Raw genomic sequence first — 15,114 nt, forward strand, 5'->3', positions numbered from 1 at the left:
CGGCCGACACTCCGGGCCCTCTTCCGTAGTTCCCCCGTGGGCAGTTGAGTCAGTTCGTCGACGCTACGCGCGTAGCGTCGACCGGACAGGGTATTTTTCGCCACCGACAGCGCCTGCGTTCCAGCATCGTCCTCCTCACGCTCCCTGCCTAGGAGAGTGCGCCATCAAAGCCTCCAGCCCCAGCAGTCCCAACGCCGTAGAACTCCGCGGCATCACCAAGCGTTTCCCCGGCGTCGTGGCCAACCACGACATCGACATCACCGTGCGCCGCGGCACCGTGCACGCCCTCGTGGGCGAGAACGGCGCGGGCAAGTCCACCCTGATGAAGATCCTCTACGGCATGCAGAAGCCGGACGAGGGCACCATCACGGTCGATGGCGAGAAGGTGACGTTCCACAGCCCTGGCGATGCGATCGCTCGCGGCGTCGGCATGGTGCATCAGCACTTCATGCTCGCGGACAACCTCACCGTCCTGGAGAACGTCGTCCTCGGTTCCGAGAAGCTGTACGGCATCGGCGACAAGGCCCGCGCCAAGATCAAGGAGATCTCGGACGCGTACGGCCTCGGTATCCGCCCGGACGTCCTGGTCGAGGACCTCGGTGTTGCCGACCGGCAGCGTGTGGAGATCCTCAAGGTCCTCTACCGCGGTGCCCGCACCTTGATCCTCGATGAGCCGACCGCCGTTCTGGTGCCGCAGGAGGTGGACGCACTCTTCGACAACCTGCGCGAACTCAAGGCGGAGGGCCTCACGGTCATCTTCATCTCCCACAAGTTGGGTGAAGTTCTGTCGGTCGCCGACGACATCACGGTCATCCGGCGCGGTACGACCGTCGGTACCGCCGACCCGCGTAACACCACTCCCAAGCAGCTCGCCGAGTTGATGGTCGGCAGCGAGCTGCCCTCTCCGGAGACCCGCGAGTCGACGGTCACGGATGTGCCGATGCTGACGGTCCGAGACCTGTCGCTGAGCGCCGTCGACCCCGACGGTGTCGTCCGCGCGGTCCTCGACGGCATCGACTTCACCATTCACAAGGGTGAGGTGCTCGGCATCGCCGGCGTCGAGGGCAACGGTCAGTCCGAGCTTGTCGACGCGATCATGGGCATGCGTCAGGCGGACCGCGGTGTCGTCACGCTGGACGGCAAGGACATCTCCCACCTGCCGACCCGCACCCGCCGCGAGGACGGCATCGGCTGCATCCCTGAGGATCGCCATCGGCACGGCCTGCTCCTGGAGGCCCCGCTCTGGGAGAACCGCATCCTCGGCCACGTCACCGAGAAGCCGAACTCCAAGGGCGCCATCCTCGATCTCAAAGCCGCCCGCAAGGACACCGAGCGGATCGTGCGCGAGTACGACGTGCGCACACCCGGTATCGACGTCACCGCGGCTTCCCTCTCCGGCGGCAACCAGCAGAAGCTGATCGTCGGACGCGAGATGAGCCACAACCCCAAACTGCTGATCGCCGCGCACCCCACCCGCGGCGTGGACGTCGGCGCCCAGGCGCAGATCTGGGACCAGATCCGCGAAGCGCGGCGCGAGGGCTTGGCGGTCCTGCTCATCTCCGCCGACCTGGACGAATTGATCGGCCTGTCCGACACCCTCCGCGTGATGTACCGCGGACGGCTGGTAGCCGACGCCGACCCGGCCACGATCACGCCGGAGGAGCTGGGCTCGGCCATGACCGGTGCCGCCACCGGCCACCTTGAGCACGATGAGAGCCCCGCGGGTGCAAGCCCCGAGGCCACCGATGGCCCGGAGGACGAGGCCCGATGAAGAAGATCGACAAGGAGCGGCTGCTCCTCGGCATCGCGGCGCCGCTTCTCGCCGTCGTCGCCGCCTTCCTGATCACAGCCCTGGTCCTGGCCGCGACCGGCAAGGAGCCGTTCAGTGCCTTCGGGATCATGTTCGACTACGGTCTCAAGTCGGACAGCCAGGTCTACATCATCAACAAGGCGACGACGTATTACCTGGCGGGCCTCGCGGTGGCCATCGGCTTCCGCATGAACCTGTTCAACATCGGCGTCGACGGCCAGTACCGTCTCGCGGCCTTCTTCGCCGCCGCCGTCGGTGGCGCGCTCACCCTGCCCGGCATCGTGCAGATTCCGCTGATCATCATCACCGCGATGATCGTCGGAGCCATGTGGGCGGGCATCGCCGGTGTCCTGAAGGTCACCCGCGGCGTCAGCGAGGTCGTCGCCACGATCATGCTGAACATGATCGCTACCGCGATCATCGGCTACCTGCTCCAGCCCGGCCGCCTGGGCCACCTGGACGCGGCAGGCACCAAGGTCTCCACCACCCCGCTGCCGGAGTCCTCGCACTTCTTCGAGTTCCCGACCACGCCGGACCCGATCTGGGGCTTCGTCGTGATCGCCGTCATCGCGGGCGTCGGCTACTGGTTCACCCTCTCCCGCACCCGCTTCGGCTTCGACCTGCGCACTGTCGGCCAGTCCGACACGGCCGCCGCGGCCAGTGGCGTCAATGTCAAGAAGATGGTCGTCACGTCCATGCTGATCTCGGGCGGCATGGCCGGCCTGATCGGCATGCCGACCCTGCTGAACGACTCGTACGAGTACAGCGGCGACTTCCCCGTCGGCATCGGCTTCACCGGAATCGCCATCGCCCTCCTCGGACGCAACCATCCGGTCGGCATCGCCCTCGGTGCGATCCTTTGGGGGTTCCTGGAGCGCGGCAGCGGCAAGCTCGAATTCGAGGGGTACGACAAGGAGATCGTCGGTGTCATGCAGGGCGTCATCGTCCTCTGCGTCGTCATCGCCTATGAGGTCGTGCGCCGTTTCGGTCTCAAGCGCCAGCAGCGTCAGGTCGGCGAGAAGCTCGCGGCCCAGGCCCGATCCAACGACAAGACGGAGGTGTCGGCGTGACCGCCACGGCGACTTCCACCCCACCGCCCGCTGCCCCCAAGGCGGCCGGCGGCAAGGGCGGCCGCACCCGGCTGTCCCTGCCCGTGATCCTTCTGATCGTCGCGGGCGGCCTCATCGCTCTGTCCGCCGTCCGCGCCATCACGGGCGCGCAGGATCTCACCTCGGCCGGCCAGATCAGTGCCGCCCTTTCGCTCGCCGTGCCGATCGGCCTCGCCGGACTCGGCGGCCTGTGGGCCGAGCGTGCCGGCGTGGTCAACATCGGCCTCGAAGGCATGATGATCCTCGGCACGTTCTTCGGTGCCTGGGCGGGGTGGCAGACCAGCCCGTGGATCGGTGTGCTCGCCGGCGTCGTGGGCGGAATGTTCGGTGGTCTCCTGCACGCCGTCGCCACCGTCACCTTCGGCGTCGACCACATCATCTCCGGCATCGCGATCAACATCCTCGCGGTCGGTGTCACCACGTACTTCGCCAAGCTGTGGTTCAACACCGGGGAGGCCGCGGCCAAGGGCGGCAGCCCCAAGCAGTCCCCGCCCTCCGAGGACATCACCTCGATCACGGTGCCGGGACTGTCTGATTGGCTGGCCGACGTCGAGAAGCACCACTGGTTCCTGGTCTCGGACCTCGCGGGCATCCTCGGCGGCCTGGTGACCAACCTGTCGTTGCTGACCATCCTCGCGGTGCTGTTGCTCATCGGGTCGTTCTTCGTCCTCTGGCGGACCGCGTTCGGTCTGCGCCTGCGTTCCTGCGGCGAGAACCCCATCGCCGCTGAGTCGCTGGGTGTCAACGTCTACAAATACAAGTACATCGCCGTGATCGTCTCCGGTGGTCTCGCCGGACTCGGTGGCGCCTTCCTGTCGCTGGTCACCTCGCACATCTACAACGAGGGACAGACGGGTGGCCGTGGTTACATCGGCCTCGCGGCGATGATCTTCGGTAACTGGCGCCCGGGCGGGCTCGCCATGGGCGCCGGCCTGTTCGGCTTCGCCGACGCGCTCCAGTTGCGCAGCGGCGGCCAGTCCGTGCACGCGCTGCTTCTGCTGCTCTTCGCCATCCTCGTGGGCATCGCGCTCTGGAAGGCGTACAAGAAGCGCTGGATCACGGTCGCCATCAGCGCCGTCATCGCGGTCGGCGTGCTGATCTGGTACCTCGGCACGGACACCGTTCCGGTCGAGTTCGTCAGCGCCACCCCGTACGTGGTGACCCTGCTGGTGCTCTCCCTCTCCGCACAGCGTCTGAGGATGCCGAAGGCCGACGGCATGCGGTACCGGAAGGGCCAGGGCAAGTGACGCCCGGCCTGCCCGAGGCCGACTGGGCGCTCCTGAGGGAGACCGCCCGGGAGGCGATGTCGCACGCGTACGCCCCGTACTCCGGCTACCCGGTGGGGGCGGCGGCGCTGGTCGACGACGGGCGGGTGGTCTCCGGCTGCAACGTCGAGAACGCCTCGTTCGGCCTCGGCCTGTGCGCCGAGTGCGGTCTGGTCTCCCAGCTCCAGGCCACCGGCGGCGGCCGCCTGACGCACTTCGTGTGCGTCGACGGCCGCGGCGAGTCCCTGGTGCCGTGCGGTCGCTGCCGGCAGCTCCTGTACGAGTTCGGGGGCCCCGAGCTCGTCATGGAGACGCCCGCCGGGATGGTGACCCTCGCGGACATGCTCCCGCAGGCGTTCGGCCCGGACCACCTGGCGAAGTAACACCTCGGAGCGGCCCTTCCGGCACGATGGAAGGGCCGCTCATCCTTTCCCCCTCTATGCGCGTAGAAAGAGGCACTGCCACATGGACGTCATCTCCGTCATCCGCACCAAGCGGGACAAGGGCGAGCTGAGCCCCGAGCAGATCGACTGGGTCATCGACGCCTACACCCGCGGGGAGGTCGCCGACGAGCAGATGTCCGCCCTGGCCATGGCGATCCTGCTGAACGGCATGAACCGCGACGAGATCGCCCGCTGGACCGCCGCCATGATCGCCTCCGGCGAGCGCATGGACTTCTCCTCCCTCTCCCGCCCCACCGCCGACAAGCACTCCACCGGCGGCGTCGGCGACAAGATCACCCTGCCGCTCGCCCCGCTGGTCGCCGCCTGCGGCGCGGCCGTCCCGCAGCTCTCCGGCCGCGGCCTCGGCCACACCGGCGGCACCCTCGACAAGCTGGAGTCCATCCCCGGCTGGCGGGCGCTGCTGTCCAACGAGGAGATGCTGCACGTCCTCGACACCACCGGCGCGGTCATCTGCGCGGCCGGCGACGGCCTGGCGCCCGCCGACAAGAAGCTCTACGCCCTCCGGGACGTCACCGGCACCGTCGAGGCCATCCCGCTGATCGCCTCCTCGATCATGTCCAAGAAGATCGCCGAGGGCACCGGCTCGCTGGTCCTCGACGTCAAGGTCGGCACCGGCGCCTTCATGAAGACCATCGAGGACGCCCGCGAGCTCGCCTCCACCATGGTCGCCCTCGGCACCGACAGCGGCGTGAAGACGGTCGCGCTGCTCACCGACATGTCGACCCCGCTCGGCCTGACCGCCGGCAACGCGCTGGAGGTCCGCGAGTCGGTCGAGGTCCTCGCCGGCGGCGGCCCGGCGGACGTCGTCGAGCTGACCGTGGCGCTCGCCCGCGAGATGCTCGACGCGGCCGGCATCAAGGACGCCGACCCGGCGAAGGCCCTCGCCGACGGCTCCGCGATGGACGTGTGGCGCCGCATGATCGCCGCCCAGGGCGGCGACCCGGACGCCACCCTCCCGGTCGCCCGCGAGCAGCACGTCGTCACGGCCCCCTCCTCGGGCGTCCTGACCCGCCTCGACGCGTACGACATCGGCATCGCCGCCTGGCGCCTGGGCGCCGGCCGCGCCCGCAAGGAGGACCCGGTGCAGGCCGGCGCGGGCGTCGAGCTGCACGCCAAGCCGGGCGACACGGTGACCGCGGGCCAGCCGCTGCTTACCCTCCACACGGACACCCCGGAGAAGTTCGACTACGCCCTGAAGTCCCTCGAGGGCGCGTGGGACATCGCGGCGGCCGGCACGTCCTTCACCCCGAACCCGATCGTCCTGGACCGCATCGCCTAGGCATCCGCCGAGGACGCCCGCGGGGGAACGGGGCCGGTGGATCTCCACCGGCCCCGTTCGGTACGAAGGCGAGGAGGCGGCCGGAGCCACCGGGCGGGTCCCGCCGGCTCAGGCAGGCGTCACGCCCAGCAGTCCCGGCAGCCGCCGCATGTCCTCGAAGACGACCGTCCGCTCGCCCGCCAGCCGGTCCGCGCGGGTCAGGCCGCCGCTGTAGCCGAAGGCCCGCATGCCGGCCGCGCGGGCCGCCCGGACTCCGTACGCGCTGTCCTCGACCACCGCGCACCGCTCGGGCGGGACGCCCATCGTGGCCGCCGCGTGCAGAAAGAGGTCCGGGGCCGGCTTGCCGCGGGCCACGTCACGGGCGCTGAAGATCCGGCCCTCGAAGCGGTCGAGCAGGCCGGTGCGGGTGAGATTGCGGCGGATCGAGGCGTGGCTGCCGTTGGAGGCCAGACAGAAGGGGACGTCGAGGGCGTCGAGGACGTCCGTGACGCCCTCGACCACCGTCAGCTCCGCGTCGAGCGCCTCCTCGTACAGCGGGCGGAACGGCTCGTGCCAGTCCACCGGCAGCGACCGGCCCGCCCGCTGCTCGACCAGGGCCGTGAGGGCGTCGTGGGCCGAGCCCACGAACAGCTCGGCCATCTCGTCCTCGGTGAACACGGCACCGACGCGCGCGAACACCTCCCGGTCCACCCGGCAGTAGATCCGCTCGCTGTCCACCAGAACGCCGTCACAGTCGAAGATCACCAGCTCGACGCGATCATCAGTCATGGTGCCGATGCTAGAGGGCGGATCGGACACGTGTGCGGGCGTCGATGAGTTCCGGACCCCTCGGCGGTCTGCCCGGTGTGGACACCTCTCGCACCCTCGAACTGCGGCTGCCCGGGCGGCCCGCACCGGACGACGTCGGCCGTCTGTGCGCCCGCCTCGCGGCGGCCGAACCCGCGGACGTCGTCTGCGTCGTCGACGCCCTCGTGCCGGCCGGCCTCGCCGTCGTCGACGCCCTCGCCCGGATCCGGCTCACCGCCGTCCGACACGGCCACCGCATGCGGGTCGAGGGAGTGGGGCCCGAACTGCGGGCGCTGCTCGCGTTCACGGGCCTGGACGGCGTGCTCGACGGGGTGCTCGACGGCGCGACCGGCAGCGCCCACGACGGCGCCGGCGACGACTGAGGGACCGGCGTCGAGCGCCCGTACCCCGCGTGATCTCATGAGCGCCGATTGAACGCGCGTGCGATCACGAGGGGGTTGGCCGTCCTCGTCCGCATGCCCCCCTTTGCGGACACCCTGGAGGTCCCCCCGTGCCCCGTCGCCTGCTGTTGCCCCTCCTCGCCGCCCTGCTGGCGGTCATGTGGCCGCTGTGGCCCGCGCCCTCCGCCACCGCCGCCGTCATCTCGGACTGCACCGTCCCCGGCCGGCAGACGCACGGCACCGCCTCGTCGACCTGGGCGATCAGCGGCTCCCTCGTGCACGACGGCCGCGCCTTCGTCACGAGCCGCGGCCGCAAGCCCGTGGTGATCGCCGAGTACGACCTCGGGAAGAAGACGGTCGTCGCCGGCAGCGAGCGGGAGATCCCGGACGGCCCCGGCCCCGGCGCCCCCGAGGGCGCCTACGGGCTCGCGGCGTACAACGGCAAGATCTACATCGGCACGTACGTCGAGGCCGCCCTCTACAGCTACGACCTCGTCACCCGCGAGGTGAAGCACCTCAAGACCTTCGGCGGCGAGGGCGACTTCATCTGGAGCCTGACCGCGGCCCCGGACGGGACGCTCTACGCGGGCACCTTCAACGACGGGCGGGTGTACGAGTACAAGCCCCCGACCGGCGCCGTCCGCGACTTCGGGGTCCTCGCCACGGGCGAGCGCTACGTCCGGTCCCTCGACGCCGACGAGACCAACGTCTACGCCGGTCTGCTCGACACCAAGAAGATGGTCGCCATCAACCGGTCCACGGGCGCCGTCCGCGTCCTGGCGCAGGGCGGTGCCGGCTTCACCACGGTCGCCGTCGGCAAGACCCGCGTGCGCGGCACCAGCGGCAGCACGCTGTACGACGTGAAGACCGACGGCACCGACCCGCGGACGGTCACGATCAAGAGCCCCGCGGGCGACGCCGAGACGGCCGACATGGTCACCCTCGCCCCGGACTACACGATGTACCTGTCGACCCGTCCGGACGGCAACGTCTACGAGTACAAGACGGGCTACGCGGAACCCAGGCACCTGGGCAAGCCGGTACCGCAGGACGAGACCCGCGGCCTCTCCCTGGACGGCACCACCCTCACAGGATTCGCCGGCTTCGGCAAGGTCTGGCAGATGGACCTCACCACCGGCCAGTCGTCGTACACCAAGCTGAAGCCGGCCGGGCTGAGCGAGGGCAAGGAGCGGCCCCAGTCCATCCTGCGCGGCTCCGACGGCAGGGTCTGGGTCGGCGGTCACTTCATCGTGAACGTCCACACGCCCGGGGGCGGCAAGCGGTACGTCGAGATCCCCGGCGAGGCCAAGACGCTCGTGGAGCGCAACGGCAAGATCTACTCGGCGCTGTACCCCAGCGGCCGCATCATCATGATCGATCCGGCGGAGGTCGTCCCGGTGCCGGACGACCCGGGGGCGGAGACCCATCCGGTCACCGTCGTGGGCCAGTTGCCGGCGGACCAGCAGCGGCCGTGGGACATGGAGTACGACGCCGCCCGCGACCGGATCCTCGTGGCGACCGCTCCGCTCGGCACCGGCCTCCAGGGCGCGCTGAACGTCTTCCGGTTCGCCGGCCCGGCCGTGGCCGAGCCGACGACGTACACCCCCGAGACGTTCCCCGTCGTGACCAACGAGAGCATGATGAGCCTCAGCGTGGGCCCGGACGGCACCGTCTACGTGGGCACCGACGTGCGCGGCGGTGGCGGCGCCCCGTCCGCCTCGTGGAACACCGCCGCCAGCATCGCCGCCTTCGACGCCGAACAGGGCAGGCTGCTCTGGGCGATGGACCCCTTCACGGCGGACGGCTACGACACCCTTCAGGACATCAAGGTCCACGAAGGCGTCCTGTACGGCGTCTACAAGCGCACGCCCACGACGGCCAAGCGCTGGTTCGCCATGAACCTGGCCACGCGCCAGATCGTCCACCAGGGCGACCTGCCGGGCTACGGCGAGATCGAGGTGCACAACGGCAAGGTGTTCGCCGCCACCTTCTTCAACGGTGACGTGCACCTGATCGGCCCCGGCCTCACCCAGGCCCAGCAGCTCGCCACCGCCCTCGACGACGAGTGGTACACCAACCCGCAGCTCGCCTTCGTCCCGGGCACCTGGCAGGCGTACGGCCTGGTCGGCCGCGACCTCGCCACCCTGCGGCTCGACCCGTCCTGCCCGAAGGTGACCGGCCCCTACCCCTCCTGAACCCAAGGGGGCGGGGCCGTCACCGACGACCCCGCCCCCTCCCGGCACCGGCGGACTACGCCTCCAGCCGCTCCGGCAGCTCGAACAGCGGGAACCACCGCTTGGTGTCCAGGAAGAAGTCCATCCCGCCGATCTTGCCGTCGTGCAACTGGAGCACGATCAGCGCCCACGGCGCGTAGCCGCCCTCCGGGTCCGGGTGGTAGTGCGCGAAGGCCGGCTGGCCGTTCGCCACCGTCGGGACCAGCTTGGAGCCCCGGCACACCTCGCCGACGCCCAGCATCCAGCCCACGATGTCGTCGTGGCCGCGCAGCCACAGGTCGTACGGCGGCATGGACATCGTCGCGTCCTCGTGCAGGAGCGCCGTCAGGGCCTTCATGTCGTAGCCCTCGAAGGCCGCCACATACCGCTCCAGGAGCGCCTTCTGCTCCTCGTCCAGCGGGTCCGCGCCGTCGGAGGCGGCCGGCGCCTGCTCGGAGAGCGTGGCCCGGGCCCGCTGCAGCGCGCTGTTGACGGAGGCGACGGTCGTGTCGAGCAGCTCGGCGACCTCGCTCGCCTTCCACGCGAGGACCTCGCGCAGGATCAGCACCGCGCGCTGCTTCGGCGGCAGGTGCTGGAGCGCCGCCACGAAGGCGAGCCGCACCGTCTCGCGCGAGACCGCCGTCTCCGCCGGGTCCGCCACCGAGGGCAGCACCCGGCCGTCCGGCACGGGCTCCAGCCAGGTGATCTCCGGGCGCTCGTTGAGCCGGGCCTGGGCCACCGGCGTCGGATCCGTCAGGTCCATCGGACGGGCCCGCCGGTTACCGGCGCTGAGCGAGTCCAGGCAGACGTTCGTCGCGATCCGGTACAGCCAGGACCGCAGCGACGAGCGGCCCTCGAAGGAGTCCAGCGAGCGCCAGGCCCGCACCATGGTGTCCTGCACCGCGTCCTCCGCCTCGAAGGCGGAGCCCAGCATCCGGTAGCAGTAACCGGTCAGCTCGGTGCGGTACTTCTCCAACTGGTCGCTCATGCGGTCCACCCCACTCGCCCCTCATCGACGCCCGTTCGGCGCCGACGAGGGGAAGCTACCGCAGCCCACCGACAGCGGGGGCGAACTCCGCGGAGGTTCCGTCACGTTCCGGGCTTGCGACCGTAGACGTAGACGTCGTCACCGTTCCTCAGCAGGCTCCAGTACGCCTTGGCGTCCTTGGTCGTCATGTTGACGCAGCCGCCGGAACCCGGCGGGTTCCACATCGACTTGGTGGTCGAGTGGAATGCCTGCCCGCCGTCGAAGAACTGCGCGTACGGCATCGACACGTGGTACAGCGTCGACCAGTGGTTGATGTTGCGCCAGTACACCTTCTTGAGGCCGGTACGGGTCTCCGTGCCGTCCTTGCCGGTGCGCACCGGCACCGGGCCGTACTTCAGCCGCGAGCCGTCCTGGATCCAGGTGAGCTGGCGGGTCAGGTCGACGCAGGCGATCCGGCCCTTGTTGGTCGGACACCTGCCGTCCTTGTTGGGATTGGTCCCGGCCGCCTTCTGCGCCAGCATCGTCGACATGGTGCGCCAGGTGATCGTCCCGGCGTAGCCCATCGTCGGTGTGATGCCGTGCTTGCGCTGGAATGCCTGGATCGCCGTGCAGTCGGCGGCCGACTGCCTGCCGTCCACCGGCCGGCCGAGGAACTTCTCCACCTGCTTCTGGTACGGGCCGGTCGTCACGTTGCACGACGCCGCCTGCGCCGGGGCGGTGCCGAGCGCCACCGTCAGCGGTACCACCAGAGACGTGACGGCGAGCCCGATGCCCGCTCGTCTGCGTATTCCGTCCATGTCCGTCAACTCCCCCTCGAGTCCTGACCTTTTTGACGCTCGGGGGAGTCGAACAGTTGCAGTGCCGCGGCCGCCGGATTCAGCAGGCGGCGAGCCGGTGCCGGCGCGCCTCGGCCCGGGCGCTGTGCGTGCCGTACAGGGTGATCGACACGACGCCGAGGACCGCCACCAGACCGATCAGCACCGTCCCGGCCCAGCCGCCCGCGTGGAAGGCGACCGCACCGAGCGTGCCGCCCGCGCTGCTGCCCAGGTAGTAGGCCGACTGGTACAGCGCCGACGCCTGCGCGCGGCCGGTCTTCGCGGTGCGGCTCACCGAGGAGGAGGCGACCGCGTGACCGGCGAAGAAACCGGCGGTGATCAGCACCAGGCCCGCGAGGACGGCGGCCAGCGCGTCGGCGAGCGAGAGCAGCAGCCCGGCCGCCGTCGTCGAGACGGCGAGGTACAGCGCGCCCCGCCGGCCCAGCCGGCCGACCAGCCCGCCGGCCGCCGCCGAGGAGACCGTGCCCACCAGATAGACCAGGAAGACCGAGCCGACCACGCCCTGCGGGAGCGAGAACGGCGCCTCGACGAGGCGGTAGCCGATCACCGTGTACACAGCGCCGAACACCGTCATGAACAGCGCGCCGATCGCGTACAGGCGCAGCAGCAGCGGGTCCGCCAGATGCGTGCGGACGGTCCGCGCGAGGGCCCGCGGGTCCAGCGAGCCGGGCGTGAAGTGCCGGGCCTTCGGGATGAGGGCCCGGAAGGCGAGCGCGCAGACCACGGCCAGCAGACCGACGGCCGCCAGGGCCGCCCGCCAGCCCCACACCTGGGCGACCCAGCCGGTGACGATCCGGCCGCTCATGCCGCCGATGGAGTTGCCCGCCACGAACAGGCCGATCGCCGCGATCAGCGCCTTCGGGCGCACCTCCTCGGCCAGGAAGGCCATCGCCGAGGCCGGGACGCCGGCCAGCGCCGCGCCCTGCACCGCGCGCAGCGCGACCAGGCTCTCCAGGTTCGGCGCGAGCGGGACGAGGAGACCGACGACGACGGCGACCGCGAGCGAGACCGTCATCATCGAGCGCCGGCCGAAGCGCTCGGAGAGCGCGCTCAGCGGCAGGACGCACAGGGCCAGCGCACCGGTCGCGGCGGAGACCGTCCAGGAGGCGGCCGACGCGGTGGCGCCGAACTCGGCCGAGACGGCGGGCAGCAGGGCCTGGGTGGAGTAGAGGAGGGCGAAGGTGGCCACACCCGCGGCGAACAGCGCGAGGCTCATCCGGCGGTAGCCGGCGGTTCCGGGGGAGAGGCGGGAGTCGGCGACCGCGTTGGTGACGGCCGCCTTGGTACTGGCGGAAGGCATGTCACGAACGTAGGCCGCTCCATTTCATGCGTCCAATGCACGGAACTGCTGTAATCGTTCCCATGGTGCATGAGTACAGGTCACAGCATCGGCTGTCACCGAACAGTAACGAAGAAGACATGGGACCGCTGCTCGCGCCGCGCCTTGCGTACTTCGCCGCCGTCGCCCGCCACGAGCACGTGACTCGGGCGGCGGCCGAGATGGGCGTGCCCCAGTCGACGCTGTCGCGGGTCATGGTCCGGCTCGAACAGGACCTGGGCGTCGCCCTGTTCGCCCGCCGCGGCCGTACGGTGTCGCTCACCCCGGCCGGCCGCCGCTTCCTCACCGCCGCCGAGCGCGCCCTCGCCGAGGTGGAGCGGGCCGCCGACACGGTACGGGCCGACGCCGACCCCACGGCGGGCCGGGTCGCCTTCGGCTTCCTGCACACCATGGGCTCGGAGACCGTGCCCGGACTCATCCGCGCCTTCCGGGTGGACCACCGCCGGGTCCGCTTCACCCTGGTCCAGAACTACGGCGAGGCGATGATCGAACGGCTCCGGGCCGGTGACCTCGACCTGTGCCTGACCTCGCCGGTGCCCGACGCCCCCGACCTCGTCGCCCGCCGCCTCGACGAACAGCGGTTGCGGCTCGTCGTGCCCGACGACCACCGGCTCGCCTCCCGCAAGCGGATCCGCCTCGCGGAGGCCGCCGACGAGACCTTCGTGACCCTGGAGCCGGGCTACGGCCTGCGCCGCATCACCGACGACCTGTGCGCGCAGGCCGGCTTCAAGCCCCGCGTCGCCTTCGAGGGCGAGGAGGCCGAGACGCTGCGCGGCCTGGTCGCCGCGGGTCTCGGCGTCGCCCTCCTGCCCCCGCCGGCGGTGGCCCGCCCCGGCGTCGTCGAACTCGGCGTGACCTCCCCGCGCGCGGTCCGCGAGATCGGCGTGGCCTGGCTCGACGGGCACCCGGACACCCCGCCGGTCGCCGCCTTCAAGAAGTTCCTGCTGAGCAAGCGGGGCAGCCTGCTACCGGAATGAGGCCCCGAACCCCGCCGCCAGCGGCATCCGAAGACCCAGCGGCGGCGGCGCGGCCATCGCGTCCGCGAGCGGCCGGCTCGGCGTGCGGGCGAACAGCGCGGAGAGCACGAAGTCGGCGGCCAGGGCGTGGACCTCGTCGGCGTACTGGCGCAGCGCGTGGCCGTCCGTGTGCACCTCGAAGCGGCAGGTCTCGCGGTTGGACTTCTTCGCCCGCTCCGCGAAGCGGTAGGACAGCTCGGGGTCGGTCCGCGCGTCGTTCGTGCCGTGGACGATCAGCACCCGCCGGCCCGCCAACTGCCGCACCGGCTCCGGTTCGGCCGCCCGGTCGTCCTCCGGCAGCCAGGGCGCGACCGCCAGGACCGCCGCCACCCCCGTGTGCCCGCCGGCCCGCAGAGCCGCCCGTCCGCCCATCCCGCGCCCCGCGAGACACACCGGGACGTCGCCGTAGCGCCGTACCGCCTCGGAGACCGCCCAGGAGGCGTCCGCCGCCAACTGCGCGTCGGCGCCGTTCCAGCCGCGCCCCCGATAGCGCACCACGTGTGCCACCAGACCGTCCCCCCGCCCGGCCCGCACCAGCCGCCGCCCCAGCGGCAGCATCCCGGCGTACCCCCGCACCGAGGGCCCCCGCGCGGAGACCGGCTCCCCGTCCGGCAGCAGCAGAACCACCCCGCCCACCTCGGTGACCGGGTTCGTCGCTCCGACGGGCCGACCGAGCCGGGGCGTCCGGGATCCGGTCGGTCCCACGAGTGCGTAGTGCGCCATGACGGAACAGTCTCAGAAGCCGAGATGTACGGCAGCCGTACGCGCGGTCTCTGTTACGTATCGCCCCTCGCGCGAACGGCCGCCCCCGCTACTCCCGTTCGAAGCAGTCGACGCTCCCCACCGGCACGAACCCCCGCCGCTCGTACCACCGGCGCGGCCAGTCGTCCGCGAACGCCGTCAGGAAGCGGGTCGTGCAGCCGGCCTCGGCGGCCATGCGCAGGGCCGTGTCCAGGACCACCCCGGCGTGGCCCTGCCCGAGGTGGGACTCGGCGGTGACCAGGTCCTCGATCTGGGCCACCCCCGCGGCCGGGTCCAGGTACAGATCGCCCCAGGACGCCACCTCGCCCCACTCGTCGTGCGACGCGAGGAAGCGGACGTCGGGGGCGCCCCGGCGGCGGACCACCCGGCGCTCCACCAGGGTCCGCACCACCTCGTCGCCGGCGCCCGGCAGGAACCGCCGCCAGCTCTCGGCCAGCGGCCCGCGCAGCGCGGGGAGGTCCACCTCGCGGGCCCCGCCGCGCTCGGGCACCGGGCCGGTGTGCCGCATCAGGACGACCGCCGTGCGGGTGTAGCCGGCCCGCGCCAGCGGCCCCGCGCACGCCTCGGCGGTCACCGGGTCGAGGACGTACACCGCCCGGTGCGGCAGATGCCCCAGCACCTCCTCCACCCGGCCGGGCAGCGCCTCCGGGTCGGTGGGGCCTTCGACCAGCACGTGGTTGTCGGCCCGCGACAGCGGGAAGGTGTCGTTCAGCGCGGCGAACCCGCCCGGGATGCCCACCGTCCGCTCCGCCTGCCGCCGGGTGAAAGCGGACAGGAAGCCGTGGATCCGGCGCAGTTCGGGGTCGGTCGCGACAGAGGTCATGCCCGCCAGGCTAGGGGGAGGCA

At 71.3% G+C, this 15,114-nt stretch carries 14 protein-coding genes; 8 read left to right on the plus strand and 6 right to left on the minus strand.

Annotation, left to right across the window (positions count from 1 at the left end):
• Nucleotides 1-163 precede the first annotated feature (163 nt).
• The 5 genes from ABZ135_RS24120 (at nt 164) to ABZ135_RS24140 (ending at nt 5,927) form a co-directional block, all read left to right on the plus strand.
• Nucleotides 164-1,771 (plus strand): ABC transporter ATP-binding protein, encoded by a 1,608-nt coding sequence (locus tag ABZ135_RS24120; protein WP_356698348.1) that lies wholly within the window; start codon nt 164-166, stop codon nt 1,769-1,771.
• Entirely contained in the window at nt 1,768-2,880 is a 1,113-nt protein-coding gene (locus ABZ135_RS24125; RefSeq protein WP_356698309.1) for an ABC transporter permease, read from the plus strand. Before ABZ135_RS24120 ends, ABZ135_RS24125 begins: the two co-directional genes overlap by 4 nt.
• On the plus strand, nt 2,877-4,166 hold the full coding sequence (locus ABZ135_RS24130) for an ABC transporter permease (RefSeq protein WP_356698310.1): 1,290 nt from the start codon (nt 2,877-2,879) through the stop codon (nt 4,164-4,166). Before ABZ135_RS24125 ends, ABZ135_RS24130 begins: the two co-directional genes overlap by 4 nt.
• A gap of 56 nt (nt 4,167-4,222) precedes the next feature.
• The gene (locus ABZ135_RS24135) at nt 4,223-4,567 is read left to right on the plus strand and encodes a cytidine deaminase (RefSeq protein ID WP_356698349.1); all 345 of its coding nucleotides are present in this window, start codon (nt 4,223-4,225) and stop codon (nt 4,565-4,567) included.
• 82 nt (nt 4,568-4,649) lie between these two features.
• On the plus strand, nt 4,650-5,927 hold the full coding sequence (locus tag ABZ135_RS24140; protein ID WP_356698311.1) for a thymidine phosphorylase: 1,278 nt from the start codon (nt 4,650-4,652) through the stop codon (nt 5,925-5,927).
• Nucleotides 5,928-6,035: 108 nt separating this feature from the next.
• Here ABZ135_RS24140 and ABZ135_RS24145 read toward each other — a convergent pair whose 3' ends face one another.
• Nucleotides 6,036-6,695, minus strand: a complete 660-nt coding sequence (locus tag ABZ135_RS24145; protein ID WP_356698312.1) for an HAD family hydrolase — start codon at nt 6,693-6,695, stop codon at nt 6,036-6,038.
• A 44-nt stretch (nt 6,696-6,739) separates the two neighbouring features.
• Here ABZ135_RS24145 and ABZ135_RS24150 point away from each other — a divergent pair, with 44 nt between their 5' ends.
• Together ABZ135_RS24150 and ABZ135_RS24155 are read left to right on the plus strand one after the other, a co-directional pair.
• Complete coding sequence (locus ABZ135_RS24150) at nt 6,740-7,096, plus strand: STAS domain-containing protein (RefSeq protein ID WP_356698313.1); 357 nt, start codon at nt 6,740-6,742, stop codon at nt 7,094-7,096.
• Between the two features lie 128 nt (nt 7,097-7,224).
• A complete protein-coding gene (locus ABZ135_RS24155; RefSeq protein ID WP_356698314.1) occupies nt 7,225-9,309 on the plus strand; it encodes a hypothetical protein in 2,085 nt (694 codons plus the stop codon).
• Nucleotides 9,310-9,364: 55 nt separating this feature from the next.
• On the opposite strand, the gene ABZ135_RS24160 is transcribed toward ABZ135_RS24155, so the two are convergent.
• From ABZ135_RS24160 to ABZ135_RS24170, 3 genes are all read right to left on the minus strand, one after another.
• A complete protein-coding gene (locus tag ABZ135_RS24160) occupies nt 9,365-10,315 on the minus strand; it encodes a sigma-70 family RNA polymerase sigma factor (protein WP_356698315.1) in 951 nt (316 codons plus the stop codon).
• Between the two features lie 101 nt (nt 10,316-10,416).
• Entirely contained in the window at nt 10,417-11,112 is a 696-nt protein-coding gene (locus tag ABZ135_RS24165) for a L,D-transpeptidase (protein ID WP_356698316.1), read from the minus strand.
• Nucleotides 11,113-11,191: 79 nt separating this feature from the next.
• A complete protein-coding gene (locus ABZ135_RS24170) occupies nt 11,192-12,451 on the minus strand; it encodes an MFS transporter (protein ID WP_356698317.1) in 1,260 nt (419 codons plus the stop codon).
• Nucleotides 12,452-12,513: 62 nt separating this feature from the next.
• On the opposite strand from ABZ135_RS24170, the gene ABZ135_RS24175 reads away from it, so the two are divergent.
• The gene (locus ABZ135_RS24175; RefSeq protein ID WP_356698318.1) at nt 12,514-13,467 is read left to right on the plus strand and encodes a LysR family transcriptional regulator; all 954 of its coding nucleotides are present in this window, start codon (nt 12,514-12,516) and stop codon (nt 13,465-13,467) included.
• On the opposite strand, the gene ABZ135_RS24180 is transcribed toward ABZ135_RS24175, so the two are convergent.
• Both ABZ135_RS24180 and ABZ135_RS24185 read right to left on the minus strand, forming a co-directional pair.
• Nucleotides 13,456-14,229: an alpha/beta hydrolase gene (locus ABZ135_RS24180; protein ID WP_356698319.1), complete on the minus strand. Its 774-nt coding sequence runs from the start codon at nt 14,227-14,229 to the stop codon at nt 13,456-13,458. The two genes, ABZ135_RS24175 and ABZ135_RS24180, sit on opposite strands and share 12 nt — an antisense overlap.
• A gap of 88 nt (nt 14,230-14,317) precedes the next feature.
• A complete protein-coding gene (locus tag ABZ135_RS24185) occupies nt 14,318-15,091 on the minus strand; it encodes a GNAT family N-acetyltransferase (RefSeq protein WP_356698320.1) in 774 nt (257 codons plus the stop codon).
• Nucleotides 15,092-15,114: the final 23 nt, after the last annotated feature.

Origin of the sequence: Streptomyces sp. NPDC006339 (assembly GCF_040612775.1) — a bacterium.
Classification (GTDB): domain Bacteria; phylum Actinomycetota; class Actinomycetes; order Streptomycetales; family Streptomycetaceae; genus Streptomyces.